The organism is Streptomyces sp. NPDC026575 (assembly GCF_055567415.1).
On the sequence record NZ_JBVHQM010000005.1, the window covers coordinates 225,955 to 250,077 of the forward strand.

At 72.0% G+C, this 24,123-nt stretch carries 24 protein-coding genes; 5 read left to right on the plus strand and 19 right to left on the minus strand.

Annotated features, from left to right (window positions below; translation table 11 throughout):
* Entirely contained in the window at positions 1-768 is a 768-nt protein-coding gene (locus ACZ4NB_RS09020; protein WP_467659536.1) for a hypothetical protein, read from the minus strand.
* 595 nt (positions 769-1,363) lie between these two features.
* On the opposite strand from ACZ4NB_RS09020, the gene ACZ4NB_RS09025 reads away from it, so the two are divergent.
* Positions 1,364-2,083 carry a DUF6215 domain-containing protein gene (locus ACZ4NB_RS09025; protein ID WP_467659538.1) on the plus strand — a complete coding sequence of 240 codons (720 nt, stop codon included), beginning with the start codon at positions 1,364-1,366 and terminating at the stop codon, positions 2,081-2,083.
* A 5-nt stretch (positions 2,084-2,088) separates the two neighbouring features.
* Here ACZ4NB_RS09025 and ACZ4NB_RS09030 read toward each other — a convergent pair whose 3' ends face one another.
* The 4 genes from ACZ4NB_RS09030 to ACZ4NB_RS09045 all read right to left on the minus strand — a co-directional run bounded on the left by ACZ4NB_RS09030 (position 2,089) and on the right by ACZ4NB_RS09045 (position 5,362).
* On the minus strand, positions 2,089-2,958 hold the full coding sequence (locus ACZ4NB_RS09030) for an SMI1/KNR4 family protein (protein ID WP_467659540.1): 870 nt from the start codon (positions 2,956-2,958) through the stop codon (positions 2,089-2,091).
* 101 nt (positions 2,959-3,059) lie between these two features.
* A complete protein-coding gene (locus tag ACZ4NB_RS09035; protein WP_467659542.1) occupies positions 3,060-3,929 on the minus strand; it encodes a hypothetical protein in 870 nt (289 codons plus the stop codon).
* 119 nt (positions 3,930-4,048) lie between these two features.
* Complete coding sequence (locus tag ACZ4NB_RS09040; protein WP_467659544.1) at positions 4,049-4,423, minus strand: peptidase inhibitor family I36 protein; 375 nt, start codon at positions 4,421-4,423, stop codon at positions 4,049-4,051.
* A 354-nt stretch (positions 4,424-4,777) separates the two neighbouring features.
* Entirely contained in the window at positions 4,778-5,362 is a 585-nt protein-coding gene (locus ACZ4NB_RS09045) for a TetR/AcrR family transcriptional regulator (protein WP_467659546.1), read from the minus strand.
* Positions 5,363-5,513: 151 nt separating this feature from the next.
* Between ACZ4NB_RS09045 and ACZ4NB_RS09050 the strand changes: the two genes are divergently transcribed.
* The 3 genes from ACZ4NB_RS09050 to ACZ4NB_RS09060 all read left to right on the plus strand — a co-directional run bounded on the left by ACZ4NB_RS09050 (position 5,514) and on the right by ACZ4NB_RS09060 (position 7,555).
* Positions 5,514-5,942, plus strand: coding sequence for a nuclear transport factor 2 family protein (locus ACZ4NB_RS09050; protein ID WP_467659548.1), 429 nt, complete (start codon positions 5,514-5,516; stop codon positions 5,940-5,942).
* Positions 5,939-6,829, plus strand: a complete 891-nt coding sequence (locus ACZ4NB_RS09055; protein WP_467659550.1) for an NAD(P)H-binding protein — start codon at positions 5,939-5,941, stop codon at positions 6,827-6,829. Before ACZ4NB_RS09050 ends, ACZ4NB_RS09055 begins: the two co-directional genes overlap by 4 nt.
* Positions 6,830-6,928: 99 nt before the next feature.
* Complete coding sequence (locus tag ACZ4NB_RS09060; protein ID WP_467659552.1) at positions 6,929-7,555, plus strand: class I SAM-dependent methyltransferase; 627 nt, start codon at positions 6,929-6,931, stop codon at positions 7,553-7,555.
* Between the two features lie 56 nt (positions 7,556-7,611).
* On the opposite strand, the gene ACZ4NB_RS09065 is transcribed toward ACZ4NB_RS09060, so the two are convergent.
* The 10 genes from ACZ4NB_RS09065 to ACZ4NB_RS09110 all read right to left on the minus strand — a co-directional run bounded on the left by ACZ4NB_RS09065 (position 7,612) and on the right by ACZ4NB_RS09110 (position 18,251).
* Complete coding sequence (locus ACZ4NB_RS09065; RefSeq protein ID WP_467659554.1) at positions 7,612-7,824, minus strand: hypothetical protein; 213 nt, start codon at positions 7,822-7,824, stop codon at positions 7,612-7,614.
* Entirely contained in the window at positions 7,802-9,682 is a 1,881-nt protein-coding gene (locus ACZ4NB_RS09070; protein WP_467659555.1) for a carbamoyltransferase family protein, read from the minus strand. Before ACZ4NB_RS09070 ends, ACZ4NB_RS09065 begins: the two co-directional genes overlap by 23 nt.
* 13 nt (positions 9,683-9,695) lie before the next feature.
* Complete coding sequence (locus ACZ4NB_RS09075; protein WP_467659557.1) at positions 9,696-9,881, minus strand: hypothetical protein; 186 nt, start codon at positions 9,879-9,881, stop codon at positions 9,696-9,698.
* Between the two features lie 11 nt (positions 9,882-9,892).
* A complete protein-coding gene (locus tag ACZ4NB_RS09080; RefSeq protein ID WP_467659559.1) occupies positions 9,893-10,810 on the minus strand; it encodes an Inducer of phenazine A in 918 nt (305 codons plus the stop codon).
* A gap of 147 nt (positions 10,811-10,957) precedes the next feature.
* On the minus strand, positions 10,958-11,893 hold the full coding sequence (locus ACZ4NB_RS09085; RefSeq protein ID WP_467659561.1) for an NAD(P)/FAD-dependent oxidoreductase: 936 nt from the start codon (positions 11,891-11,893) through the stop codon (positions 10,958-10,960).
* Between the two features lie 3 nt (positions 11,894-11,896).
* Complete coding sequence (locus ACZ4NB_RS09090; RefSeq protein ID WP_467659563.1) at positions 11,897-13,249, minus strand: MFS transporter; 1,353 nt, start codon at positions 13,247-13,249, stop codon at positions 11,897-11,899.
* The gene (locus ACZ4NB_RS09095) at positions 13,242-14,144 is read right to left on the minus strand and encodes a phytanoyl-CoA dioxygenase family protein (protein ID WP_467659565.1); all 903 of its coding nucleotides are present in this window, start codon (positions 14,142-14,144) and stop codon (positions 13,242-13,244) included. The genes ACZ4NB_RS09090 and ACZ4NB_RS09095 overlap by 8 nt, the downstream gene beginning before the upstream one ends.
* Before the next feature lie 155 nt (positions 14,145-14,299).
* Positions 14,300-16,183, minus strand: coding sequence for a carbamoyltransferase C-terminal domain-containing protein (locus tag ACZ4NB_RS09100; protein ID WP_467659567.1), 1,884 nt, complete (start codon positions 16,181-16,183; stop codon positions 14,300-14,302).
* 112 nt (positions 16,184-16,295) lie between these two features.
* Positions 16,296-17,879, minus strand: a complete 1,584-nt coding sequence (locus tag ACZ4NB_RS09105; protein WP_467659568.1) for a radical SAM protein — start codon at positions 17,877-17,879, stop codon at positions 16,296-16,298.
* A 204-nt stretch (positions 17,880-18,083) separates the two neighbouring features.
* A complete protein-coding gene (locus ACZ4NB_RS09110; RefSeq protein WP_467659570.1) occupies positions 18,084-18,251 on the minus strand; it encodes a hypothetical protein in 168 nt (55 codons plus the stop codon).
* A 665-nt stretch (positions 18,252-18,916) separates the two neighbouring features.
* Here ACZ4NB_RS09110 and ACZ4NB_RS09115 point away from each other — a divergent pair.
* Complete coding sequence (locus ACZ4NB_RS09115) at positions 18,917-19,309, plus strand: hypothetical protein (RefSeq protein WP_467659572.1); 393 nt, start codon at positions 18,917-18,919, stop codon at positions 19,307-19,309.
* 130 nt (positions 19,310-19,439) lie between these two features.
* Here the strand turns inward: ACZ4NB_RS09115 and ACZ4NB_RS09120 are convergent, their stop codons facing one another.
* The 4 genes from ACZ4NB_RS09120 to ACZ4NB_RS09135 all read right to left on the minus strand — a co-directional run bounded on the left by ACZ4NB_RS09120 (position 19,440) and on the right by ACZ4NB_RS09135 (position 24,093).
* On the minus strand, positions 19,440-21,350 hold the full coding sequence (locus tag ACZ4NB_RS09120) for an ABC transporter ATP-binding protein (protein WP_467659574.1): 1,911 nt from the start codon (positions 21,348-21,350) through the stop codon (positions 19,440-19,442).
* 4 nt (positions 21,351-21,354) lie between these two features.
* Positions 21,355-21,771: a lasso peptide biosynthesis B2 protein gene (locus ACZ4NB_RS09125; RefSeq protein WP_399144798.1), complete on the minus strand. Its 417-nt coding sequence runs from the start codon at positions 21,769-21,771 to the stop codon at positions 21,355-21,357.
* 130 nt (positions 21,772-21,901) lie between these two features.
* Positions 21,902-22,159 (minus strand): lasso peptide biosynthesis PqqD family chaperone, encoded by a 258-nt coding sequence (locus tag ACZ4NB_RS09130; RefSeq protein ID WP_467659576.1) that lies wholly within the window; start codon positions 22,157-22,159, stop codon positions 21,902-21,904.
* Between the two features lie 14 nt (positions 22,160-22,173).
* Entirely contained in the window at positions 22,174-24,093 is a 1,920-nt protein-coding gene (locus ACZ4NB_RS09135; protein ID WP_467659578.1) for a lasso peptide isopeptide bond-forming cyclase, read from the minus strand.
* Positions 24,094-24,123: the final 30 nt, after the last annotated feature.

The window sequence follows — 24,123 nt, forward strand, 5'->3', positions numbered from 1 at the left end:
TCACTCGTACATCACGTACTCCGGCCGCGGGGTGAGTGCGAGGACCTCCTTCGGGGTCATCAAGCGGCTCCCCTCCGCGTCCTCCTCGTAGAACAGCTTGAAACCGGAGTGCACGCCGTCGGGCAGCCGCGCCACGAGCCGGCGCCAGGTGCCCCGCTTCAGCCCCGGTGAGCCGATCCCGTCGACGCTCTTGATCAGCGCGACGCCGGGCTGCGGCCGCAGCGTGGGCTCCGCCCGTACGACGGACGCCGCGACCTGGTGGAAGACCAGCGGTTTCTCCGGCAGGTCGTACCTGGCCACCAGGCCGGAGAGATAGCGGGCGACGCGGGTCAACTCCTGTCCGCTGGTGTGCCCGTACTTCCTCCCCGGCACCTCGCCGGCCCCCATCTCCCACTCCGGGTCGAGTGCGATGCCGACATCGGGATGGACCAGCCACTCGCGCAGCGCCCGTACCTCGTCCAGGGGTGCCGCGCGGCCGGGCTGGATGTTCAGCAGCAGCAGCGCGCGCCGCTCGCGGGCCACGGTGTGAAAGCGCCGGATCGTGGCGGCCGGGGTCCGCGAACGGTAGCTGCCGTCGGGTCCGGCCGACGCATTGGCGACCGTCGCCAGCAGTTCCAGCACCGGCAGCGGCTCGCGCCCGGCGGCGTACCCGTGCGCCACCTTCTCCACCTCGGCGGCTCGGGCCCGCACGTCGCCTATGCCGAGCCGGCCGAGCGCCGCCGCGCCGGGCACCCCGCAGAAGCCCACCAGCCGGTATCGGGGGAACAACTCCCTTCCACCACGCGGGAGTTCGGGTCGGCGATGTGATCCGTGCCGACCGGATCCGGCGGACGCGGAACGGGACTGCTCCGCGGAGGCGGAAGGGGAAGGCTCCGCGGAGGCCGAGGGCTTCGAGGTTCGGGCCGGACCTGTCGACCCCGTCGGTCCCGACGCCCGTGGGGGCGGCGGCGCACCGTTGGCCGGATCGTCCGGTGCTGCCGATCCACCGCATCCGGCGAGGAGCCCGAGCCCGGTCGCCACGGTGGCGGCGAGCATCGTCCGACGACTCGCCCCACTCTCCCCACTCGCCCCGTCCGGTCCGCCCGTCGTCCCCGCGCTGCCGGCCTGGTCCGCCACGCTGCCTCCTTCCGTAGCCACACCCCCGCATCACGCGCCTCTCCAGAGCGCACCCCACGAAACCGCCGAGATCACGCATCGCGTTCATCCGTCCAGCCCACCCGTCGAGTTCATCCGACGAGTTCGTCCGCCGTGCCCTGGACGTCCTCGGCCCTCGGTTCTGGTTCTCGGTATTCACTTCCCAGCAAAACGATCACCGGTTACGCTCCCCCAGCGCTCATCAGGCGCGAACGGGGAAGTGGGGGACATGGTCGACGATTTCGCGACATCGAAGAAGGGCATGGGTGCGGGCGCCCAAACCGTCGCGGCGGTAGCGCTGGTCACCGTCGTCGTCGGCGGCATGTGGGGGCTGCGCGGGCTCGGGGACACCTCCCCGCAGACGCCCGAGGACCGCAAACCGGCCACCTGTTCCCCCACGCATGACGCCCCGTCCTCGAAGCGGGTCTCCGGTGCGCAGCTCTGCACCGCACTCAACCGCCGGGACCTGCCGGCGCTCCTCGGAACGCCCGAAGAACGCGCGAAGACCGCCGGGGGGAGCGAAAGCTATGTCAAACTCGCCGGCGGCACCAAGATCGCCACCCCCGAGTCGACCGTCCAGCTGGAGACCTACTCCGTGAAGCTCTCGGCGTCGTACGACCATGAACGCGTGGCCCGGTCGGCCGGCTTGCTGGGCGAGACCGCACAGGCGAAAACGATCCTGGGACGCCCGGCGGTGCTCTACTCGGACCGGACCATCGCCATCAGCTTCGACCTCAGCGACGGCAAGGCAAGCAATACCGACACCGGCCCCGGCGGCATCGCCCGCACCCTGGTGATCGCCAAGGACGCGAAGGACCGCGGCGGCTCCTTCGAACTCGCCGTCTGGCGCCAGGACGGGGGCATGCCCGACGACGAGGCGCTGCTCCGCGTCGCCGAGAAGGTGCTGCCGACCATCCCGGGCTGGACCGCCGGCCGTCCGCGCCCGTAGCGGCTCTAGGACCGGTCCGATGGGGCGGGGCCAGATGCCCAGGAAGACCTGCCGTGGACGGTCTCGATGGACCGCACGGCACACCCCATCCGGTCGACGGCGCGAAGGACCGCGCGGCGGGCCGGCTCACTGTCGGTGGGCGGGAAGGCGATACGGAGCTGATGCGCGTAGGCCGTCTCATACGTCAGCTGCCACCCGGTCTCGGTGACGACGAAGTGGTCCTGCCGGCTGCCGTTGTACTCGTAGCCGCCGCGGTCCGAGGTGGGGGCGAGCGTGTCGCGCAGAATCCGAAGGCGCTCGGCGTAGGGGAGGTGTCCTTCGTCCAGGCGGACGTAGACGTGATCGCGTTCTGTCGCGGCGTCGAACCAGGGGGCGATGTCCGGTGCGTGGTGCAGGAGTTCGGAGCTGATGCGGCCGCCGACCCACCCGTCGAGAAAGGCGGCGGCCCCGCAGTCGAAACGCTCGTAGTCGTTGTCCCGTGACCAGATCACCACCGGCCAGGACTCGGGCGGCCCTTCGGTCAGCCAGCACAGTTGCGCCGCGGCGTCGGTCACTGCCCAGGTGAGCAGTCCGCCCGGCTCCGGGAAGAAGCGGTAGGGGTGGTCCTCGGGCCAGCGCTCGCGCATCGGACCGAAGTCCTCCAGGAGGTTCGCTTCGAGTCGGACCGGGTTCTCGTCGCCGAACGGGGTGCACAGGCACAGTGCGCCCCAGAAATCACCGCGGCCGTAGATCTCGACCAGCTGTTTGTAGTCGTCCGGTAGCCGGGTACCCAGCGCCCGCTCCGCATCGACCCAGTCGCCGCGTGCATGGACCGTCGCGGCGGGCGGTGGCACCCGTTCGATGATGCGGGCAAGGGTGCTGTGGATGTTGATCACGACAACACCTTAGAACCGCATCCAAGACGCAGGCAGTTGTGGGCGGGGGGCCACGGGCCGGCCTGCTGTGGCAAGCACCCCGGGCGCGGCGTGGTTCCGCCTCAGCCGCCCGCACGGTCCAGGACACTGCGGGCGGCCGTCAGCCAGCGGTCCTGGCGGGCTTTCGCCTCACGCAGACGGTCGGTGTTCTGCCGGATCAGACGGCGTTGGATGCGGGTCTCGGTCGCCGCCCATACCTTCACCAACTTCGTCGACTTCTGGCAGGCCACATCGGCCCGCGCGGTGGCGCGTTCGGTGGCTGTGGGCTCGGCGGCCTCCCAGCGCTCATCGCCGGCCGCGGCATAGGGGTCCGGGTAGTCGAAGCCCGCCTTCGCCATGCATGCGTGCCATTTGCGCAGGGTGTCGCGTACTTCGGGGGCCCGCCGGGAGTTCTCCAGGGCGGTGCCGGTCAGCTGGTTGAAGGCGTGGTCGTCGGGTGGGGCGGTGCCGCCGACGAGTTGGCGCTGGGCGGTCTTGAGGCATCCGCCCGTGCCGGAGGGCCCATAGGCCGCGCGCTGCACCTCGGCGGGGAGCGCCTCCCGCTCGTCCCAGGCGCGGTTGCGCCGCACCACCGACGGCGGGTCGGGGTGCAGGTGGTACCCGTAACGGACGGCGTTCGCCTCGTCGACTCCGTAGCGTCGGAGGTTCGGCGGCCTGGTGTCCTGGGGGTCCACCGGCGGCAGGGTCTTCCACTCCCTGTTCAGGTCGTTCATGCACCGGCGCATGAGGATGTCCTGTGCGTCCTCCACGACGTGGGTCTCGGCCACGGTCGACGTATAGGCGTCCAGGGGCAGCCGGAGCTGCTCGGTCTGCCGGGACGCGGACGGGGAGTGCGGGGCGGGCGTGGACTCGTGCTCCGCAGCCGTGCAGGCGGTGGTGGCCAGGAGCAGCAGTGTGAGCGCGGTGGTGGCCCGGGCGCGGGAGAGCGACATGATTGCCTCTCGTCGTGCTTGCGCGGTATGTGGAGAAGGTGCGGTGGCAGGTAGGGCGGGGTGCGGCCCCGGTCGCCGCACCCCGCCCGCCAGCAGTGCCCTGCTGAACGGACCTGCTGTCAGCTGAACTCAATGGAGCTCGTGGCGTCGCTCATACCGCTGTGGCGGCCGAAGTGAGCCTCGTTGTGGTGCGGCTTCAGGGAGAAGCTGGCGCCCATGTAGCCGGCGTCCGAGTAGAAGGTGACCGTGCGGTTGCCCAGGTTCCTGGCGGAGCTGATGGTGTCGTTCCAGCCCTCGTCCTTCAGGTTCTTCACGTTATGGGTGAACGTCGTGCGCCTGTTCTCGAAGCTGGCGTCCTGGTAGACCCTGACCTTCTTGACCACTCGCTGGGCACCGGCGACGGTCGCGTGGCTGTCGGCAGCGGCCGGCAGAGCGGCACCGAGCGTGAGTGCGGTAACGGCCACGCCCGCAGCGGCCATGTGACGGATACGCATGTGTGTCCCTTTGGCTCGTTGTCACGCGCTGGGTGCGTGACGTCGGTGAGCGCCGGTGGGTCCACCCAGGTCCCGAAGCGGGGGGCGGCTCCTGCGCTCATGGATTCCATGGTGTCCGGGGCCGGCGACCCACACTTCCTTCCTCAGAAGCATCCGGCTCCCCCGAGCGGATGAACGGCGCTTCCACCTGAAGGGCGAGGGAGCCCTTGGTGGCGGCACTAACTGCCCGTGGGCGTAGGGCAGTTGTTGTTTGAGGGAGGGGCGAAGGCGCAGTGGCGGCAATGGGCCGGCTGGGCGAGGGCGCGTCTGTCGGACCGGAGACCAAGCGGCCGCCACCGTTCTTCCAAGTGTCCGCTACCCACGGGCGCCGAGCACTCCGGCGGTGAAGGCTGCCAGCTGCCCCCGCATTTCCTCGCGGGACAGGTGCTTTTCGCCGGCCAGGTATTCGACGAGGTCGGCTCGGGTGGCGGCGAGCAGGGCGTGGGCGGTGAAGTCGCTGTCGCTCGGGCCCGGAATCCGCTCCAGCAAGTCACGGAGCAGGGTGTGCCATCGCTCGTAGTGTGCGGTGCGGTAGGGGCTGTCGCTGCCGGTTTGCTCCAGGGCCAGTGCGAGGTGGCGGTTGTCGAGCTTGAAGCACAGGACGGCGTCGAGCAGGGCCGGTACCCGCTGAAGCGGCGGGGCGGCGGGCCCCAGGGGCGGCGGGCCCTCTTCGACGGCGGCCCTGATCGGTTCGAGGCGTGCTTCACACAGCGCTCGGATCAGCCCGGTGCGATCGCCGAAGGCACGGAAGAGCGTTCCCTTGCCGACACCGGCCGCCGCCGCGATATCGGCCATGGTGACCTCCTCCGGGCTCTGGCAGCGGGCGAAGAGGGTGTCGGCGGCCGCGAGGACGGCCGCACGGTTGCGCACCGCGTCCTTGCGCGGGCTGCGCTCGGTCATGTCGTTCCTCCAGTTGCGATCCGGACCGGTAGTCCGTATCTTCAGAAGCGGACCGTCGGTCCGCATCGTCATCTTACGCGACGGAGGACTCATGCCTGGCCCTACGCCTGGACCTGAAGCTGGACATATACCTGGGCTCACGTCCGGGCTCGTGCCTGCGCACACCTCGCCGGCAGATCTGTACCGCCGCAGCCTGCGGCTTCTGCTGGACAAGGACATTCCCGCCTGGGTCGGGCTGTGGGCCGAGGACGGGGTCATGGAGTTCCCCTTCGCTCCCCCGGGCTGGCCCGAGCGGCTGGACGGCAGGGAGGCCATCGCCGCCTATATGCGCGACTATCCCGACCACATCGACCTGCACGACTTCCCCGATGTGCGGATCCACCAGACCACCGCCCCCGAGACCATCGTGGTCGAGATGCGCGGCGTCGGCCGGTTGGTGGAGACCGGCGGCTCCTTCGACATGACCTATATCGCCGTCGTGTCCGTGCAGGACGGACGCTTCACCTCCTACCGCGACTATTGGAACCCCCTCGCCGTCCACACCCCCGGCATGGACTTCACCAGGAGCGACGCCCGATGAACGGCACCAGCGAAAGCTCAGGCACAGACACCGGCACCGGCACCGGCACCGGCACCACCCTCGTCGTCGGCGCCACGGGCACCACAGGCAGTCGTACGGTGGCACGACTGACCGCCGCCGGCCACCGCGTCAAGGCCGCCAGCCGCCGCGCCACCCCGGTCGCGGGCGCGGAACCGGTCCGCTTCGACTGGTACGAGCCCACCACCTTCGACGACGCGCTCGGTGGAGCCGACCGCGCCTACCTCGTGCCGCCCGTGGGGGATCCGGACCCGGCCGCGGTCATGCTGCCCTTCCTCCAGCGGGCCCGCGCCGCCGGCGTCCGCCGCGTGGTGCTCCTCAGCTCCTCGGCCATCCCCGAAGGGGGCCCGGCGGTGGGAGCGGTGCATCAGGCCCTGCCCGGTCTGTTCGAGCAGTGGGCGGTGCTGCGGCCCTCCTGGTTCATGCAGAACTTCACCGGCACGCACGGCCATGCCCAGAGCATCCGTGAGGACGGCGTGATCCTGACCGCTACCGGCACCGGCCGGGTCGGGTTCGTCGACGCCGACGACATCGCCGCCGTCGCCGTACATGCCCTGACCGACGACCACGCGCCCGACAGCGACCTGATCCTCACCGGGCCGGAGGCGCTCGGCCACGACGACATCGCGACCGTCATCGGGGAGGTGACCGGCCGCCCCGTGGTCCATCGTCCGCTGACATACGAGCAGTTGCGTGACCGTCTGGCCCTCCAGATGCCGGCGGAGTTCGCCGCGATGCTGGCCGGTATGGATCGTGCCATCGCCGAGGGGGCCGAGGACCGCACCACCGACACCGTGCAGCGCCTCACCGGACGCCCGCCGCACGGTTTCCGGGCGGTCGTGGAACGGGAGCTGGCAGCTGGGAGATGACGTGCCCGGGGGGTGGGTGTCGGGAGGGGCAGGGCGGATCCCGCGACGCCTCGCCCCGCCGTCGGCCCCTGGGCGGTGCGCGGCGGATAGGATCGGACGGTGATACAGAGCGCGGCGCTGGCCGGGGCCTTCGACGAGCTGGCCGACAGCTACGATCACCGGCACCACGAGGAGATCGCCCGGGCGCTGATCGCGTGGGTGGCCCCTGATACGGGCGACGAGGTCGCCGACGTGGCGTGCGGAGCGGGAGCCGTCGCCCGGCAACTCGCGCGGAGCCGGCCCGAGACCGCGCGCCCCGTCCTGGCCGTCGATCTGTCTCCCGGGATGGTCGAGGCGGGCCGGGCCCGTGCCGCGGGCCTGGTACCGGACACGGCGATCGACTGGCGGGTCGCCGATGCCGTACCGCTGCCGGTTGCCGATCACTCCCTCGACGTCGTGCTCTGCGCGTCCTCGCTGCACTTCCTGGGGCGCCGGGCGTTGGCCGACTGGCGGCGCGCCCTGCGCCCGGGCGGCCGGGTGGGCTTCACGCTGCCGCTGGCCACGCACTTCCGTCCGTCGGAGCGCTTCTCGGTACACCTCGCCCGTGATGTGCCGCTGCCCCGGACCGCGCAGGAGGCGAGTGCCTGGGCGGCGGAGTGCGGATTCACCGAGGCCGCATCCCGCGTTCTCGTCCTCGGTACGCGTCGTGTGGTGGTGACCTCGGCCAGGGAACCCGGCGGCCGGTAGGCAAGCCGCCGAGCCACGACGTCCGTGCGGACCGCACCGCGCCCGGTGCGCGTCGGTCACGGCGTGTCAGGGGGCGAGGGGGCGGGTCTCACCCGGTCTTGGCCGGGCCCGGTGGGGCGGTCCAGATAGCTCGTCCGGCGGTCGTCCCAGGAACGCCGCAGCGGGTCCTGCACCGCCCGTACGCACAGCCCGGCAGGGGTGACCACCGCGAAGTACAGGGCGGCCAGGGCCAGGTGCCGCAGCCGCTCAGTCCATCGGGATCGCGGCACGCCAGTCGCCCTCCTCCCGCCACTCGGGCTGGTCCCGTTTGTCCAGCAGGAAGTCGCCGAGGACCAGCAGATCGATCTGGGTGCGCATGAAGCAGGCGTACGCCTCCTCGGCGTCGCGCACGATCGGCTCCCCGCGCACATTGAACGAGGTGTTCACCAGCACCGGGCAGCCGGTGCGGTCCCGGAAGGCGGTGAGCAGCGCATGGAACCGTGCGTTGCGCTCGGCCGACACGGTCTGCACCCGGGCCGAGCCGTCGACATGGGTGACCGCCGGGATCGTCGAGCGGGGTACCCGCAGCAGGTCCAGGCCCGTGGCCCCTTCGGGTGCGCCCTCGCACTCCCGCCGCCGTGCCGCGGCGACCTGCGCGGTCAGCAGCATGTACGGGCTCTCCTGCGCCAGGTCGAACCAGTCCTTGGCGTCCTCGGCGAGTACCGCGGGCGCGAACGGGCGGAAGGACTCCCGGAACTTGGTCTTGAGGTTGAGGGTGGACTGCATGGCCGGATCGCGCGGATCGGCGAGGATGGAGCGATTGCCCAGCGCCCGCGGTCCGAACTCCATCCGCCCCTGGAACCAGCCCACCACCTTTCCCGCCGCCAGCTCCGCCGCGACCCGCCGCACCAGCTCCCGCTCCGGCAGCCGCACGGCGGGGTATCCGCCCCGGGTCAGGAACTCCTCGACCTCCTCCTCGGTGCAGCCGGGGCCGAGCAGCGCCCCCGCCATCGCGTCGGTGCCGCGCCCCACATGGGCGCGGGGCGCTCCCCGGCGGTGCGACTCGGCCAGGGCCGCGCCGAGCGCCCCGCCCGCGTCCCCGGCGGCCGGCTGGACCCACACCTCGTCGGCGACCCCCTCGGCCAGGATCCGGCCGTTGGCCACGCAGTTGAGCGCGACGCCGCCGGCCAGGCACAGTCGCCGCTCCCCGGTACGCGCCAACGCCGTCCGGGCCAGCCGCAGCATCACCTCCTCGGTGACCTGCTGCACCGAGGCCGCCAGGTCGAACTCCCGGTCCGTGAGCGGGCCTTCCGGTGTCCGGCGCGGCCCGTCGAACAGCTCCTCGAAGGCGCGGCCGACCATGGTCCGTCCGTACTGGAAGGTGAAGTGGCGCAGATCCAGGCGGAACGAGCCGTCCGGCTTGACGTCGATCAGCCGCTCCCGGATGAGCGGGGCGTAGCGCGGCGTCCCGTAGGGCGCCAGGCCCATCAGCTTGTACTCGCCCGAGTCGACCTTGAAGCCGCAGAAGTAGGTGAACGCGGAGTACAGCATGCCGAGCGAGTGCGGAAAGCGCAGTTCCGCGAGCGGGACCAGTTCGGCGCCCCGGCCGTGCCACACCGTCGTCGTCGCCCACTCCCCCACGCCGTCGACGCACAGCACCGCCGCCGACGGGTACGGGCTCGGGAAGAACGCCGAGGCGGCGTGCGAGGCGTGGTGCCGGTGGGCCACCACCGGCGGCAGCGGCCGTCCGGGCGCCAGGTCGCGCAGCCGCGCCCGTACGTCGTGCAGCGCCCGCCGCTTCCAGCCGGCCCACTGCGGGAACGCCCGGCGGAACACCGGGAAGCCGTGCGGGGCCGTGGCCAGCCAGGTCGCCGCGACCCGGCGGAACTTCAGCGCCGGGTCCTCGTAGAACGCCACGGCCGCCAGCTCGTCGAGGCGCAGTCCGGCCTCGCGCAGGCAGAAGGAGACCGCGTGCGAGGGGAAGCCCGGGTCGTGGCGGCGCCGGGTGAACCGCTCCTCCTGCGCCGCCGCGAGCGGGGTGCCGCCGGCCACCAGGGCGGCCGCGCTGTCGTGGTAGTAGGCGGAGATGCCCAGGACCGGGGCGTCCGGCCCGCCCGGGCTCAAGCGGCCGGCACTCGTACCGCCCATGCCGTGCCCCATGTCAGAACAGGGGGTAGACGGACGCGTCGTCCTCGGGCTGCGGCCGCAGCCGGGACGGCGGCGGGGCCTGGGCGGCGGGCCGGTCCGGCGGGGCGTCGGGGGAAGGCTCGGGGCGTCCCCGGTGCCGCAGCCAGGAGGCGAGGCGGCGGAGCGCCGACGCGGGCGCCGTGCTGCTGTCGTCGGGCATGGATCGGCTCCTCACGCCAGGTCGAGGCGGTCCGCCAGCTGCCGGGCCACCAGGTCGTAGCCCAGGTCGGTGCAGTGCACGCGGTCGATGAACAGCCAGTCCTGCGGCCCGGCGGCCTCGGCCAGTGCCACGTTCATGTCCAGGAAGGGCACATCGAGCCGGGCGCATCCGGCGGCCAGCCGGTCCGCGTAGGTGCGGCCCACCGCCATGGTGGAGATGTCGTGGTGGAAGCGGCGGAAGTTGGACACCTCGTCCAGCTCCTCGAAGAGCTGCTGCTCGCGGGGCAGCGGCTCGGCGCGCACCCAGGGTGCGAGGGGTTGGAGCACGAAGGTCAGCCGGGCGCCGAGGGCGTCCGCGAGCGACTTCCAGCCGCCTAGGTGACGGATGGTCAGTTCCGTTGCGTGGGCGACGCGTTGGTGCGCAGGGGGTACGACGTCGGGGGCGGGGCCGCAGTCGAAGAACGCGCCGTGCCGGCCCTGCTGCTCCTCGGGCAGCCGGCTGAGCACCAGGTTGTTGACCCCGGAGAGCAGCACGATGTCCTCGACCGGCGGAAGTTCGTGCTGGAACAGGGTGAACAGCAGGAGTTCCTGGGCGGAGTTGTGGCTCTGCCCGGCGATGTTCAGCCAGGGCAGCCGGGGCGCGTGGGTGTGCCACAGCCGCGCGGTGATGGTGGCCGCGTCATTGGTGGCGCCCACGCCGAAGACCGCGGAGCTGCCGGCGAGCACCCGTGCGGGGCCGTCGGGGCGGTCGTCGCCGACCGTCGCCCGGAGCCCGGCGGGGCCCGGGGTGACCCGGAAGCCGTGCCGGTCGGTGGTGTAGACGGGGGTCTTCTCGTTGCCGTACTGGAAGTACCCCAGATAGGGCTGGTCCTCCAGGACGAAGGTGTAGTGCTCCATGTGCGGGGTGAACTCGGCGCGGGGTGACGTCATCGCGAGGGGGCTCCCGTCGGTGCGCGGTGTGTGGCCGTGGTGCCTTCCGTGGTGACCGGGTGTGCTGCCGTGCGCGGTGCGGCCGGTCGGCACGGTGGGTGCGGTGCGGCCGGTCGGCACGGTGGGTGCGGGGTGGGCGGAGGGCGCTCAGCGGGCCGGCGTCGGGGGTGGCGGCTCGGGCAGGGAGCCTGGGCGGTCCTCGCGAATCAGGTCGGCGTTGATGGCCATGGCGGCCAGGCCCCCGCTGGCCGCGGCCATCGCGGCCTGCTGCATGTTCCGGCCGAGGTCCCCGGCCACGTACAGCCGGGGCAGACTGGTGCGGCCGCGCTCGTCGGTCTGTACGGACTCCAGGTCCGGGGCCTGCAGCCAGGGGCGCAGCGGGGCCACCCGGGGCTCGATGTCCAGGTGCAGGAAGAGCGCTCCGTAACTCGCGGACCGGCCGTCCTCGAAGCGGACTTCGACGCCCTCGGGGTGCGGCTTCACCTCGCCGACCCGGTCGGTGACGACGGGTACGCCGGCCGCGGTGAGGCGGTCGCGCTCGTCCTGGGGCAGCTCGCGCCGGTCGGTGAGGTAGGTGATGCGGTCGGACCAGACCGTCAGGGTCGCGGCCAGGCACTCGCTGGGCACGGTCCCCCCGTACACGGCGAAGCTGCGGGTCCGTACCTCCCAGGCGTGGCAGTACGGACACTCCAGGACCGTCTTGCCCCACAGGTCCGCGAGGCCCGGGACGGGCGGCAGCACCGAGCGCACACCGGCCGCGTAGAGCAGGGTGCGGGTGCGGAAGGTGCCCGACTCCTTGGTGGTGACCACCACGTGGTCGCCGTCGGGCTCGGCCGACACCACCTCGTCGTCGTGGAACGTCACGTCGTACGCGGCGAGTTGGGCGCGGGAACGGGTGCGGAAGTCCGCGATCGTCGCCCCGTCGTTGGTGAGGACGTTGTGCATGACACCGGCCGCCATGTTGCGGGCGTCACCGGAGTCGATCAGCAGTACCCGGCGGCGTGAACGGCCCAGATAGAGCGCCCCGTTGAGGCCGGCCGGGCCGCCGCCGACGATCACCGTGTCGTAGAGCTGAGTGTCCAAGGGTCATCCTTTGTCGAGAGGGTCGTGGTGCGGAGCCGGATCGGACGGCGGTCGGTCGGACGACGGTGGTGGTGTGCGGGGTGCCGGGGGCTCGGTGGGCGCGAGCCGGTCGTCGGGCGCGGAGCGGTCCTCGCGCAGCGGCGCGAGCAGCAGCAGGGCCCCCGCGGCCAGGACGGCCCCGCACACCACGAACACCGCGGGCACGGACAGGGCTTCGGCGAGCAGTCCGCCGAGGGTCGCACCGACCGGCATGGTGCCCCACGAGCACAGCCGGGACACGCTCATCACCCGGCCCTGGAGGTCTTCCGGGGTGAGCCGCTGGCGCAGCGACATCACGGGGATGTTCCAGCCCATCATGAAGACGCCGTTGGCGGCGAGCGCCAGCGCGGCCAGGACCGGGTGGCGGACCAGGCCCAGCGCGGCGTACGCGGTCCCGGACGCCACCAGGGACCACCGGGCCAGCCGTACGGTGGGCACTCGGGCGGCGGCCCGGGGCGCCAGCCAGCTGCCGGCGACGGCACCCAGCGATCCGGCGGCGATCAGCAGCCCGTAACCGGTCTCGCTCAGCCGCAGCGTGCGGTCGCTCAGCAACACCAGCATCGAGAAGGTCGCCGAGAACACCAGGCCGTACAGGGCGCTCGCGGCCAGGGTGAGCCGCAGGGTGCGGTCGGCCAGGACGAAGCCGAGCCCCTCGCGGATATCGCGCAGCACTCCGCCGCCCGCCCCGCCCGGTGCCGCCTCGCGGCCGGGGCGGACGAGCGGGGCGAGGCCGAACAGCAGCAGTGCGGCCAGCGCGTAGAGCACCCCGCCGGTGGCCAGCGCCGCGGCGGCGGTCAGGCCCACCAGCAGGCCCGCCACGGGCGGTCCGGCGGTTTCGTTGAGCACGATCTGCGCCGCCATCAGCCGCCCGTTGGCGCGCTCCAGGTGCCGTTCGTCGACCAGGCGCGGCAACATGGCGGGCGCCGCGGTGTCGGCGAGCGTCTCGGCGATGCCCAGCACGAACGCCAGCGCGTACAGCAGGGCCAGCGGGCGGTCGTCGGCGAGCGCCAGGGCCGCGCCGAGCAGGGCCGCCGCGCGGACGAGATTGCTGCCCAGCACGACCCGGCGCCGGTCCACCCGGTCCACCAGGACGCCGGCGAGGAGTGCGAACAGCAGCCAGGGCAGCATGTTGACGGCGGTCAGTCCGGCGACCGCCGCCGGGTCGGGGTGGTGGGCGACCACCAGCAGCGGCAGCAGGGTGCGGGTGACGCCGTCGCCCGCGTTGGAGGCGGCCGTCGAGGCCCACAGCCAGCGGAACGGGCGGCCCAGGTCCGCCCCGCGGGCCGGGCGGGTCCCGGACCGGGCGGTACTAGTCAACGGCGCTCCCTTCGGGCCATGCACGCAGGCCCAGCAGCCGCTCGCCCAGTTCGGTCAGCGTCGCCGGCCCGTACAGCTCGGCCTCGTCCTTGCGCACCCCGCCCTGCGGCGGATGCGGTGGGACGCGGTCCCGCCAGAACCGCACCCGGGCCTCGCGGAGTTCGGCGTTCTCCGGCCAGGCGGGCGCCATGGTCAGGTACTGGGCCATCCGCACCCGGTCCTCGGAGACGTTGGGGTGCACCCCGTGCGGCAGCAGGCTGTTGAAGATGATCAGGTCGCCGGGCGCGACCTCCGGTGTGGTGATCGAGTAGCCGGTGATGTCCGGCGTGATCGGGTCGCGGTCGGCGGGCTGGCCGCTCACCCACTTCTCCCACTCGGTGAAGATCTCCGGCACGCACTGGAAACCGCCGATCTCCTCGTCGCCGTGGGTCAGCGAGAGCACCGCCTGGCAGCTCAGCGGCAGCGGGTCGGTGGAGGTGTCCACGTCCCAGTGGATGAATCCGTCGAAGGCGCGCGGGCCCCGGTTGGGCGGGTTGACGTTGGCGAAGTCGATGGTGACCCACAGGTCGCTGCGGTCCCAGATGTCGGCGAAGGCCCCGTACACCCGCGGGGTCTGCCGGATGTCCCACTGGGCCTGGTGGTTGTACATCTCGACCAGCCCGCTGTGGCCCGGCAGCCGGTCGTTGCCGGTGTGCGGCGAGGTCCAGGTCGAGGGGGCCTCGGGGCGCATGTCGAGGAAGGAGTACAGGCCGTCGGTGACCGCGGCGACGGTCTCCGCCGCCACCGCCTGACGGACGATCACATAGCCTTGGTTGATCCATTGTTGCCAGTCGGCGGGGGACAGGACGCGCAGTGGTTCCGTCTTGCGGATGTCTCGCAGTGGGATGGCGGCCACGGGCACTCTCCAGGGACACGACGCCTGCACATGATCGGGTGGGACGGGTCGGCCCCGACATGTCCGATTCGGCCAAACTTCGCCCGGTCGGGGTGTCGGGGGAAACGGGTACGGAGCGCTGGACGGGGGCGGTCGGGACGGGGTCGGGACCGGGGTCACTCGATGATCAGGCGGCGTTCGGGCAGCACCACGGCGTCCAGCTCGGTCTCGGTGAGCAACTCCAGTGCCTGGTCGAGGTGGTTGAGGAGGGGGCGGCCGCCGCCGTTGGCGCTGGTGTTGATCAGCACCGGCAACTGCGTGCGGGCGGCCACCGCGTGGCACAACCCGTGCAGCAGGGGCTGGGCGTCGCGCCGTACGGTCTGCAGGCGGGCCGTGCCGTCGATATGCCGCGCCTCGGCGAGCTGCCGGGCCCGGTCGCTCCGCACCCGTACCGCGAACAGCATGGTCTCGGTGTGGTCCAGGGGGCCGGTGAAGTACTGGTCGGCCACCTCCTCCGGGCAGATCGGCGCGACCGGCCGGAACCACTCCCGCTGCTTGATCGTCTGGGAGACGTACCGGCGGGCGCCGCTCCAGTGGGCCGAGACCAGCAGCGAGCGGTGGCCCAGCGCCCGCGGGCCGGTCTCCAGGCCGCCCTCCAGCCAGGCCACACAGCGCCGGACGGCCAGCAGGTCGGCGACGCTCTGGAGGAACTCCTCGTCGTCGGCCGGGCGGTACAGGGACAGCCCGAGGCCGGCCAGTCGCCGCGCGAGGCCGCCGTCCGGAGCCGCGTCGTCGCCGTCCGCCGTGTCCAGGCCCGCCAGCGGCGGTCCGGCGTAGGCCAGCGGCGTGGATCGCGAGCGGTGCAGCAGGGCCGGGCGGTCGGCCGGGTCGGCGGCGGCCAGCGCCGCGCCCAGTGCGATGCCCGAATCGTCGCAGCAGGTCGGGATGGACACCCGGGTGAACTGGCCGCACTCGGCGAGGCGGCTGTTGGCCGTGATGTTGAGCGCGCAGCCGCCCGCGTAGCAGAGCGTGGTGTAGCTGGGGAAGCGCCGGCTGATACCGGTGACCAGTCGCGTCAGGTCCCGCTCCACGGCGGTCTGCAGGGTGGCGGCCAGGTCCCGGCAGATGCGCTCGTCGGGGGAGGTCCCCACCGCGGTCGTCCGGCCGTCCGCGGTGCGGATCTCGTCGGGGAAGACCGAGCCGAAGGAGTGCACGACGTCGTCGTCCGAGGAGTCGGCCAGTCCCGCGTCCAGATACCCGCCGCTGTGCGGGTCGTACTCCCACCAGGTGTCGGCGTAGCGCAGCGCGGTGCCGGTCAGCCGGTCCTCGTCGAGCGGTTCGAAGAGGTCCGGTGAGGCGCGCCGGACGGTCTGCGGGACGAGCATGGCGCGCAGTACGGGCAGCAGGGCGGCGTCGCACTCCCCGGTGGCGGTCAGCCCGAGCAGTTTGCCGGTGTCGAACTGGCTGCCGTGGACGCGCCGTGCGAGGGCCTCGTAGACCAGGCCGAAGCGCGGGCCGGTGCGGTTGGTGAAGGACATCACCGGGGTCAGCTGGTCGCCGTCGCCGAGGCAGACCATGCCGCACTCGGCGTAGTTGCCGGTGCCGTCCAGGGCCAGCACCAGGGCCTTGCGGGCCCCGGAGGTGTAGTAGGCCAGTGCGGCGTGCGCGTAGTGGTGGCGCACCGCGGTCAGCGTGATGTCGCCGAACCCCTTGGCCAGCGGCCAGTCCAGGGGTTTGATGACCCGGGTCACCGCGTCGGCGAGGCCGGTGCCGCCGGTGGCCGTCCAGCGGGCGTCCTCGTTGACGAGCTCGACCAGCGCCGGGGGCAGCACCTGGCACATCGGCGTGTACCAGTCGGCCACGGCGATGCCGGTCACCGGGCTCGCCGCCCGCTCCCGTAGCTCCGCCAGCCACTCGGCGGCGGCCCGCGGGAAGTCGCCGTTGCCGCCGCACACATGACGCAGCCCCAGGCGGCGCTCGGCCTCGATGACGCGGTATCCGTCCGCGTCGGTGAGCGCGGCACCGGCGTCATGGCCGAAGTGCATCCCAATCGTTGCCATGGAACCAGTCACCCTTCGTCGGCCCAGAGGGAGTCGCCGGGCCGGGTCGTGGATCGGCGGCCCGCCTCGCGGAGGGGGCGGGCCGTTGCGGAGAGCGTCGGGAGGGGCCCGGTCAGGACAGGGTGGCGAGGCCCTGGGCGTGATGGCGCTCCAGGAGGCCCTGCACCACCTCGCGCATATAGGCGCAGTAACCGGGCGACATCAGCTGGATCGAGCCGTTCTCCTCCTCCAGCGCTCCGGCGGAGCCGCCCGAGCAGGTGCCCTGGAGTTCGCAGCCCTGGCAGCCGGGGCCGTTGGTGTAGGCCCGCATGCCGTAGTCCTGGTAGGCGGGAGAGGAGAAGATGCCGCGCCAGTCGTCGATGGTGCCCAGCTTGCGGGCGGTGGCCTTGCAGGCGAAGACGCTGCCGTTGGGCTCGATGGAGAGCTGGCGGCCGACCGCCGGGCAGGTCTTGTAGTCGGCCTGCTCGGACCACTTGGCCTCGTCGACGATCATCTGGAAGGTCTGGTACCAGTAGCCGCTGAGCTGCACACCGCGCTCGCGCCCGTAGTCGACGGCGGCCAGCAGCCGCTGCGCGACGTCGTGCGGGCTGTGCTGCTGGAAGAACTCCTTGGCCTGGAACGACACGATGACGTCCAGGGAGTCCAGACCGGCCTCGGCGACGAAGTCGATGAGCGGGGTTCCCCACTTGTCCCAGGTGTACTGGGAGAGCACCGAGGTGATGCTGACCGGGACGCCCGCGCCCTTCATGTCGAGGATCGCCTTGCGGACCACGGCCCATGGGGTGCGCTGCTGCTGTCCGCCGCGGAACTCGCCGGTCTCCGGGACCAGGTAGTCGATGGAGACGGTGGTGTCGACGCGGTGCCTGGCGAGCGCCGCCAGCAGCTCGTCGTCGATGCGGGAGCCGTTGCTGGTCAGGTCGTAGGAGAGGGTCACCCCGTCGTAGCGGTCGCCGAAGGTGCGCAGCACGTGCAGGATGGTGCCCCGCGCCAGGGTGGGCTCGCCGCCGAAGAACGACACCGTCAGATGGCCGCCGCCGTTGGCCTTGCGCAGCTCGATGGCTTCCTTGATGGTCTTCTCGGCCACCTCGCGGGACATGTGCATCGAGGGGTTGCGGCCCTCGTCGGCGCCGTGGTTCCAGTCGCCCTTGGCGAGCGTGGGACCCGAGTCCTGGCGGAGGGGGCCGGCGTCGTCGCGCGAGCGGCGCAGTTCGACCAGGACCGGGCCGGGTTTGACCGACTCGCCGGAGGTGTTGCGCTCCTCGACGCCACCGTCGAAGTTGTACGCGAAGCAGCCCTGGCAGGAGAAGTTGCAGGCGTTGGTGAGCACGAGCTGGATGGAGGAGTGGAACACACCGCTGCCCAGTGCGCTCTGCCGGCTCTCCAGCAGACCGTCGATCTCCCTGGCCTCGTCGTGCCCGGCCTCGACGAGGAACCGGGCGTCGACGAGGTCGCGCAGCGAGTCGCCGTCGACCCGCTGCGCCAGTTGGTCCCAACTCAGGCCCTGGGATGCCTCCTTGAGGAGTTCGACGATATCCCGATCAATCAGCCGCGCATTTCCGAAGAGTGAATGAAAGGCCATGGTCCGCTCGTCGCCCTCGTAGGAGCCGAGCCGGCCCCCGAACGACGTGAAATCCCGGTCGCCCGCGGCACGCAGGGTGCGGACGTAGCGCGAGGACTGGTACATCGAATTCTGCATGGTGAAGATTTCTCCCTGCGTCTTACGACTTCCGACCCGGCGTAGGGCGCGGCTCCGGGCGCGCGCATACGGCGTGCGGCACGGCGTCGGTGAATGGGATTTCGGCGCGGGGCCGTTGGGCGCGGACCGGTCCCGGATCTGGTCCCGGCCCGCGCGACAGACCGGGGCCCGGCCGGTGGGCAGGGCCCCGGGGAACCTCAGCCCTTAGGCCGACGTACGCTCTTTCCGCTGCTCAGCAGGGGTCGAGACGACCTCTGCCTGCTTGCGGGCGGGCGTGATGGTCGGGGCGTTGCCCCGGTCCGGCGAGACGAACGCACACGGACGGCTCGACGCGGTGACCGCTGGGCGGGCGACCTTCTTGACTTCGGCCATCTGGCCTCCTCAGTAAGTGCGACTCACAACGCGCCCCACTGAAGCAGAAGAAATGAACCCTCGATAAGACATCTACCGGTCATGCTCGACAAAACGCCTCGATCACATTTCCCAACAATTTCCGAGCAGGCCGCGGAGAATCGATCTTTCCGCATTCGACGCATGCTGCGCTGAGCGGCCCATTCGCCCGTACGCCCGCGTGATCCGCTGCGGCCGGGAGCACCGCTGTGCGCACTTTCATTTCCTTCGCGCGGGATGAAATCCGGCCAGAAGGGGGCGCGGAGGACAGCCGCAGCGGCCACACGGCGTGCGGTGACACGGCGTACCGGCCCTGCCACAGCCCGCGGCATTCCGCCGGGTGGTGAACGGCCGGCCAGACCGCGCAGCGCACCGCCCAGCGTGACCGGTCGTATACCGAACGCAGCTCCTTTGACCGTACGGGGGCCACGTGCCTACGCTCGAAAGTGACGTCATTGAGAGTGCAACTTTGCTTGCCCCGACGTCGGCGAAGCAGGTCGGAGTCCTGCGAAGTCGCCCCGCCGGTGCGGCCGGGGCCGCGCGCGTTGCCGGCGCACGGTGGTGGGGCCGGAGAACTCCACATCGATACGCCGATGGCATCGACACGCCGATCCATCGGCAACGCACCACCCCGAGAGGGGACGACCATGCGCGCGAAGAGCAGAACCCATCGCCTCGTCGCAGCACTGTGCGCAGTGCCCTTCCTCGTGTTCGGCGGCGCCGGCGCCGCCAGCGCGATCCCGGCCACCGCACCGGCGGCCGCACCGGCCCACGTCCAGAACCACGACTGGCGCTGTGACTACTGGACCTGGAACGACTGGGACTGCGACGCCTACTACGGACACGGCTACCACGGCTACGGCTTCTACGGCCACGGCCACGACTACGGATTCAGCTACGGCGGCCACGGCTACGGTGGCGGCGGCTACGGTGGCGGCGGCCACGGTTACGGTGGCGGCGGCCACGGTGGCGGATTCGGTGGCGGCGGTCACGGATTCGGTGGCGGATTCGGTGGCGGCGGCCACGGCGGCCACGGCTGATCAAACGGCCCACGGAAACACCGACGACCTTCAACCACAGGGGACCTGCCCTCAACGGGCCGGTCCCCTCTTCCGGGCGCGCTCGGCCCGGCGGGAGTCGATCGCCGGCGCCGGGGACCGCACACGGCAGCTACTGGCCGAGCAGCTGAGTGCTCGCCAGTTCGCGGTAGAGGGCGTCGGACGTCATGAGCCGGGCATGGGTGCCGACCGCGCGTACCCGGCCCGCCTCCATGACCACGATCCGGTCCGCGCTGGTCACGGTGGACAGTCGGTGGGCGACCACCAGCACCGTGGTACCGAGGGCGGTTTCGGTGATCGTCTCGCGCAGCGCCGCCTCGTTGGCCGCGTCGAGCTGGGAGGTGACCTCGTCCAGCAGCAGCAGTCTGGGCCGACGCAGCAGGGCGCGGGCGATCGCGACACGCTGTCGCTCGCCACCGGAGAGCCGGCTGCCGCGATGACCGACGTCGGTGTCCAGGCCGAGGGGCAGACGGTCCGCCAGCACATCGACGCGGGCCATCCTCAGGACGCGGGCGAGCTCCTCTTCGCCGGGCTCGACGGTGCCGAGGGTCAGGTTGTCGCGCAGGCTCCCGGCGAGGACGGGGACGTCCTGCTCGACATAGCCGATCGATGCGCGAAGCCGGGGCAGGGGCCACCGTCGTACGTCTTCCCCGTCCAGGAGTACGCGACCGGAGTCGGGCTCGTAGAAGCGCTCGATCAGGGAGAAGACCGTGGTCTTGCCGGCGCCGGACGGGCCGACGAATGCGGTCAGTCCGCGTGCGGGAACGGCGAACGTGACGTCGTGGTGGACGCGGGGCAGTCCGGGCCGGTAGGCGAAGTTCACCTGCTGGAACGCGACGCCGAGGGGCGGCTCGCCGTGGGGCGGCTCGCCGCCTGCGGAAGCCGTGACCGCTGTGGGATCGGGGTCGCGCGCGTGTTCCCCTGCGCAATCCCGTCCCCCTGCGCATTCCCGTGCGTACTCCGCTCCCGTTCCCTCTGCGTGCTCGGCTGCCGGGTTCTCGACCTCCAGCCTCTCGACGTGGTCGATACGGACGGCGGCCGCCGCACCGATCTGCAACTGCCCGACTCCCTCTACCAGTTGGCCGATGCGAGGGGCCAGCGCGAAGAGATAGAGGAGGAACGCGACGAGCGTGGAGACACTGATGGCCCCGGAGGTGACGCGTGCGCCCCCCACCCCGAGGACGACGAGGAAGCTGACCTGGACGACGACCGCCGAGGCCGTCGCCGACACCGCCTCCCACGCCGCGGCCCGTACCCCGGTCCGACGGGCTTGCGCTGCCGCCCGGTGCAGCGCCGCGGCTTCCCGCCGCTCGGCGCCCGACGCCTTGACCGTGCGGAATGCGCCGAAGACCCGTTCCAGCGCGGCCCCGATCTGTCCCACCGACTCCTGTGTGTGCCGGGTGGCCCGGCCGATCCGCGGGGCCACGACCGCGACGATGACGCCGACGACGGCGATCACGGCGAGGGTGACGCACAGCAGCACGGCGTCGAGCAGCCCCATCATGACCACCGTCGCCGCGGTGACCAGTGTGCCGGTGACCGCCGCGGACAGCGCCTGGGGCACGCTCTGGCGCAGTACCGCCGTATCGGAGGTCACGCGGGCGATCAGATCGCCCGGCTCGGTGCTCTCCACCACGGCCACCCGCAGCCGCAGCAGCCGCTCGGTCAGCCGGTGCCGGGCGGCGTAGACCATGGATTCCGCCGACCACTGCAACACGTAGTGCCCCATACCGACGAGGATCGCGCCGGCCACCACCAGCAGGCTGAGCACGAGTACGGCCCCGGCCCCGGGCTGTCCCCGGCTCATCTCGTCCATCACGCGCTTGGCCGCCAGCGGCTGGGCCAGCCCCATGACGCTGCCCAGGAGCCCCAAGGCGACGCCCGCGGCCATCCGCCCGCGCTGCCGCCGCAGATGACCTGCGAGGGCCCGGTGCCCCGGCCGCGCACCGCCCGGGTCCTCATACGTCTGGGAGCGGCCACCGGGACCGGTGCGAGGCGTCTCGACGGAGGGTGCCGCGCTCATCGGGTCACTCCACTGTGAAGAAGCGCTGGAAGTAGTCGGCCGAGGCGCCTTCGCCGACGAGGACTCCCTCGGCCTCCACCCAGGCGTGCGCCGCGAACGGCGGGCGGCTGCGCACTCCCACGCACCAGGCGGGCCACCGGCCGTACCAACGGCACAGCAGGACGGTGGCCAGGGACCTGGTCAGGCACCCTTTCTGGCCCCCTGCGGCGAGGCTCACGGCGAGCACCGTCTCCCGCGCCAGGCTCGCCTCGGCGAGGGTGGCGGGCCGCGCCCCGCGGCGCAGTCGGCGCAGGACGGCTCGGATACGGCCGGGCGGCTGGGTGGCGAGCACATGGGCGCAGCACACCACCACCCGGGCCAGGAAACGGCGGGCCGGTGGAACGGAGCGCGGGCGGTACGGGACCACTTCCGGCGTCGACATGCGTGGCTCTCCGGTCTGGACGGACGGGACCTAGCTGGACAGGCCCGGGACGGACGGGGCCTGAACGGGCGGGGCTTGGACGGACGAAGAGTCGGGGGAACGGATCCGGCTGACCGAATGGCGGCCGGGCTCAGGACGTGAGGAGTCCCGCCGAGCGCAGCTCGCCAACGATGCGGCCGACGTCCTCCGCGGCCAGATCGGCATCGACGTTGTCGTAGCGCGTGGTCAGGATCTCCACCACACGCTCGGTGCCGTGGCCGTCGATGAGGGTCTGCAGAACGAGGGCGGCCGTCGGGTTGAGCGTCCAGTACTCGGCGCTCTCCTGGTCGAGCAGCGCCATTCCGTACTCGGTCTCCGTCAGCAGAACACCGGGCTTCAGGGTCAACACTGAATTCACCACTCTCAGGTCTCGCGGTGGGCGGCGGGCAGGGCCGCTGTGCCGGTCGGTGCGGATTCCCGGCCGGGTGGCGTCGCTGCCCGGCGCAGGTCCGATGGCGTCATCTCCCGCGAGCGCAGCCAGACTTCGCAGGCGATGGTCGGGTGCAGCAGATAGCTCTCCGTCTCCGCGGACAACGCACGACGGCACCATTCGCGAAGGACCCGCTCGTCGACCAGACCGAGCCGGGCGAGCCGGGAGTCCTCGCACAGCGCCAGCAGTGACCGGCGGTGTTCGCGCAGCCCCGCCTCCTCCTCGAACGTGGCGTTCGCCTTGGTGTCGCGGGTGCGGCTGTCCTCCGGCACGACACCGCGCATGGCCTCGACGATCAGCGGCTTGTACCGCCACGGGGTGATCCGCTCCTGCGGTCGGACGGCGAGGGCCGCCTCGATGACGCGGGCGTCGTAGTACGGCGCGGTGACCCCGATGCCCAGCGGAGCGGCCATCTGGCCGATGTGCCGCACCCATTGGGAGATGCCGTCCATGGCGACCAGCTCACGATGTTCGCCATGTCCCCTGCCCCGGGGCTCGACGCCGTACCGCTCCGCACGGAGCAGCTCGCGTACGGCGGTGACGGCGTCGGGGGTGGCCCAGGGAGGCATCCGGGGCGGAACCGCCCAGCCGAGCAGCGGTTCGTCGTCGGATACCGCCGGTTCGGTCAGATCGCGGGCCACCCGCCCGAGCCACGTCCGATAGGGGCTCCGGTCCAGGAGCTGGCGCAGTACTCCGCTGCGCGACCATCGGTACTTGGCGGCGTACCCCCGTAGCGCTCGCGAGGCGATGAGAGGGTGGGTGAGCAGCAGTGCATGCAGCCGGGCGGGGGCTCCGGCCAGCAGTTCGTCGCCGCCCAGGCCGGTGAGATGGAGGTCGGACCCGCGGGCGGCCGCCAACTCCACGATGCCCATACGGCGGTTGCGGTCGACGGTGAGGATGCAGGGCGTGTCCAGCACGTCCTCCAGGGCGTCGATCCCGTCGAAGGTCATGGGCACGTCCCGGGCCGGTACGACCTCGTGCTCGATGCCCTTCAGCGCCGCGACGGTGCGCCTGGCCCAGTACACGTCGTCGCCGGCCTCGTCGTGGGTCGCGGCGGTGTAGCCGACGACTCGGGCCCCGGTGCGTACCGCCGTACAGCACACGGCCGTGGAGTCCAGCCCGCCCAGGTCCGACGTCACCAGCTCCCGCCCACGGGTCCGCACTTCGATCGCCTCGTGGAGCGCCTCCCTCAGGCGCCCGGCGCCGACGGCGAGCGGGACGACGGGGTCGGGCGGTGACCACCAGCGGCTGGTGCGGGTCCGCCCGTCGTGGTGCATCGTCAGACAGTGCCCGCCCGGTACGGCGTGCAGACCGCGCCACAGGGGGTCCCCCGCGCGGGGGTACGGTGCGCCGAGCATCTCAAGGGCGATGCGGCGCTCTTCCAGGTCCGCGCCGACGAGTTCGGCGAGTACATCGGCCCGGTCGGACGCCACGCTCACGGGTCCGCGGCCGGACGTACCGGTCCGGGTGTGGAACACACGGCGCAGGTCGACCACACCGGCTCGCACCGTTACCCGGTCAGCACCGCTGACCACCAAGTGGTAGTTGCCGGCCCAGTCGGCCGCGCGGTCCAGCGCGGTCGGCGAGTCGGCGGCGGCCGCCGCGGCGGCCCGCTCGGCATCCCTCGCGGTGACGGCATGCTCCCCGAGCACCGCGACGCGCGTCCCCCGGCACTCCCCGGTCACCACCGTCTCCGGTGCCCATCGGCCCACCAGCCAGGGGCGCCCCGATGTGTGGGTCAGGCTCCGGTCCGCGTAGGAGAGCGCCTTGACGGCGAGGGCCCCGACCGCGTCGGTGTCGGGCAGAACGACGAACCAGGTGCGTACGACCTGGAGCGACAGGGACTGGTCCATGGGCTTCGGCCTTCGATCGCTGGCACTCGG

Excerpts from the sequence above, each read along its gene's own strand:
- ACZ4NB_RS09100 (WP_467659567.1), bottom strand. The coding sequence starts at position 16,183 with ATGGCAACGATTGGGATGCACTTCGGCCATGACGCCGGTGCCGCGCTC.
- ACZ4NB_RS09055 (WP_467659550.1), top strand. The coding sequence starts at position 5,939 with ATGAACGGCACCAGCGAAAGCTCAGGCACAGACACCGGCACCGGCACC.
- ACZ4NB_RS09125 (WP_399144798.1), bottom strand. The coding sequence starts at position 21,771 with ATGTCGACGCCGGAAGTGGTCCCGTACCGCCCGCGCTCCGTTCCACCG.
- ACZ4NB_RS09135 (WP_467659578.1), bottom strand. The coding sequence starts at position 24,093 with ATGGACCAGTCCCTGTCGCTCCAGGTCGTACGCACCTGGTTCGTCGTT.
- ACZ4NB_RS09115 (WP_467659572.1), top strand. The coding sequence starts at position 18,917 with ATGCGCGCGAAGAGCAGAACCCATCGCCTCGTCGCAGCACTGTGCGCA.
- ACZ4NB_RS09070 (WP_467659555.1), bottom strand. The coding sequence starts at position 9,682 with ATGGGCGGTACGAGTGCCGGCCGCTTGAGCCCGGGCGGGCCGGACGCC.
- ACZ4NB_RS09080 (WP_467659559.1), bottom strand. The coding sequence starts at position 10,810 with ATGACGTCACCCCGCGCCGAGTTCACCCCGCACATGGAGCACTACACC.
- ACZ4NB_RS09120 (WP_467659574.1), bottom strand. The coding sequence starts at position 21,350 with ATGAGCGCGGCACCCTCCGTCGAGACGCCTCGCACCGGTCCCGGTGGC.
- ACZ4NB_RS09025 (WP_467659538.1), top strand. The coding sequence starts at position 1,364 with ATGGTCGACGATTTCGCGACATCGAAGAAGGGCATGGGTGCGGGCGCC.
- ACZ4NB_RS09075 (WP_467659557.1), bottom strand. The coding sequence starts at position 9,881 with ATGCCCGACGACAGCAGCACGGCGCCCGCGTCGGCGCTCCGCCGCCTC.
- ACZ4NB_RS09035 (WP_467659542.1), bottom strand. The coding sequence starts at position 3,929 with ATGTCGCTCTCCCGCGCCCGGGCCACCACCGCGCTCACACTGCTGCTC.
- ACZ4NB_RS09040 (WP_467659544.1), bottom strand. The coding sequence starts at position 4,423 with ATGCGTATCCGTCACATGGCCGCTGCGGGCGTGGCCGTTACCGCACTC.
- ACZ4NB_RS09045 (WP_467659546.1), bottom strand. The coding sequence starts at position 5,362 with ATGACCGAGCGCAGCCCGCGCAAGGACGCGGTGCGCAACCGTGCGGCC.
- ACZ4NB_RS09105 (WP_467659568.1), bottom strand. The coding sequence starts at position 17,879 with ATGCAGAATTCGATGTACCAGTCCTCGCGCTACGTCCGCACCCTGCGT.
- ACZ4NB_RS09110 (WP_467659570.1), bottom strand. The coding sequence starts at position 18,251 with ATGGCCGAAGTCAAGAAGGTCGCCCGCCCAGCGGTCACCGCGTCGAGC.